Origin of the sequence: Lachnoanaerobaculum sanguinis (genome assembly GCF_033242365.1) — a bacterium.
GTDB classification, from domain to species: domain Bacteria; phylum Bacillota; class Clostridia; order Lachnospirales; family Lachnospiraceae; genus Lachnoanaerobaculum; species Lachnoanaerobaculum sanguinis.
In genome coordinates this window covers 1-1307 of the sequence record NZ_BTHK01000043.1, presented here as the reverse complement: position 1 = coordinate 1307, position 1307 = coordinate 1, and the positions used below count along the sequence as shown (strand labels likewise).

The following is a 1307-nucleotide window of genomic DNA, read 5'->3' as shown; positions in this document are numbered from 1 at the left end:
TGTCAAGCATAAATGATTATGTCCCAAAATAATTAATTTATAAGCCCCCACAAAGGGGCTTTTATTATGCGCTTTTTACGTCGTCTTCAATTCTGTGTGGCTGTGAATGTGCAAATTTATTAAAGGCCTCTAATCTCCAAGGATGGTTCATTGGAGGAATATAAGGCTTTCTAGGTTTAGGTTGTTTGTAGTCAGCGTCCAAGTCCTTAGATTTGTGTTCATGAGCCGGTATTTCTTCCAGTGCATAAATATCCTTGTCATTTACGCACGCAAACATAGACCTATCAAATGCCTTGATAAGCATAACCTTGGTACCTTTTCGATAATGGATTTGCACTCCCTTATGATCTATCATCTTATAAAATTTCTTTTTAAATTGAATCGCATGTCCAGCATCAACAGTTCTCTCAGTCAAAACCGCTAAAGTAAGATTTATTTTTTCTTTAGACGGTTGCATTTCAAAGACAGATTTGATACCATGAAGTGGAAGTGAGAACTTCTCATTGAATTTCTTTATGTAGGAGTGAAGGAATTCATTGGCATTATTGATGTCGGTTACGCCTGCGAGTCTAAACTCAATAGGCAGGCGTGACTGTAAGGTTTGATTTAATCGTTCTATGCGTCCTTTAGCCTGTGGTACGCTGCTTGATTCAAGTTGTGTACCAAGTTGCTTGCAGGCGTAAGCGAACTGTGTATAGGTGTCATTGTCGTCAGATAAGGCACCTTTTTTCTTGTAAGTAAATACAGTACGTTTATCGGTAAGAAACTTATAGGGGATACCATAATCGGTAAGAATCTGTTCAAACACATGGTAGTAGCCGTTAAGGGTCTCCTGAGTATCAAACCATGCGCCGGTAACAGCACCTGAGGCATCATCAATGGCTAAATGTAGATGCCATATCTGTCCCGGCACCCATTCATAAGGGGTTGCATCCATCTGAAGCAATTCACCGAAATAAGCACATCTTGGACGGCGACTGTGAGCATCTTCAACTGCTACTAAGTTAGCCTGTATCTGTGATAATTCTTTTTTTGACGTTGCAGCTTCCTTCTTGGCTCTGAGTGCTTGCCTAATGCGTCTACGTTTGGCTTTTGTAGCCTTTGGAGATAGAATGTACTCAGACTCCAAAATACTCATTACAGAGGAAGAAGAGATGCTTATGCCTTCATGCTTTTTTAGAAGCTCTGTATAGTGTTCAAAGTTAGCCTCGTAGTATTTAGTTCTGTATAGATCAAGAACCTGACTTCTGATATCAGGGTGGATGGTGGTAGCCGGCTTCTTACCTCGGTTACCATGAATAAAGAAT

The 1307-nt window shown here is 40.2% G+C and carries 1 protein-coding gene; it reads right to left on the bottom strand.

Annotated features, from left to right (window positions below; translation table 11 throughout):
* Positions 1-64: 64 nt before the first annotated feature.
* A partial coding sequence (locus SBH76_RS13425) for an ISNCY family transposase (RefSeq protein WP_317978163.1) occupies positions 65-1307 on the bottom strand: 1243 nt, incomplete at its 5' end.